This window comes from Streptomyces sp. CA2R106 (genome assembly GCF_037034245.1).
Classification (GTDB): domain Bacteria; phylum Actinomycetota; class Actinomycetes; order Streptomycetales; family Streptomycetaceae; genus Actinacidiphila.
Map to the genome: position 1 here is coordinate 1 of NZ_JBAGKC010000199.1, position 321 is coordinate 321.

Consider the following 321-nt stretch of genomic DNA (forward strand, 5'->3'; position numbering starts at 1 on the left):
GGGGACTTGTCGGTGGCGGCGGTCAATGCTCCCCGCCAGGTGGTGGTGGCCGGCGCCGCGCAGGCGTGTGCGGAGTTCGTCGAGGCGTATGCGGAGCGCGGGGCGCGACGGATCGCGGTGGATTATGCCTCCCACACTGCACATGTCGAGGCGGTGAGGGAGTGTCTGGCTGAGGATCTGGCGGGACTGTCTCCGGTGAGTAGTCCGGTGCCGTTCTATTCGACGCTTGAGGCGCGGGTGGTGGATACCGCCGGGTTGGATGGCGGGTATTGGTATCGGAATTTGCGGGAGCCGGTGCGGTTCGGTGAGGTTGTTGCCGGG

Annotated in this window: 1 protein-coding gene; it reads left to right on the plus strand. The window is 67.0% G+C overall.

Features of this window, described 5'->3' with window-relative positions:
- Positions 1-12: 12 nt before the first annotated feature.
- Positions 13-321: acyltransferase domain-containing protein (locus WA788_RS35725; RefSeq protein WP_335984694.1), on the plus strand; the 309-nt coding region annotated here is incomplete at its 3' end.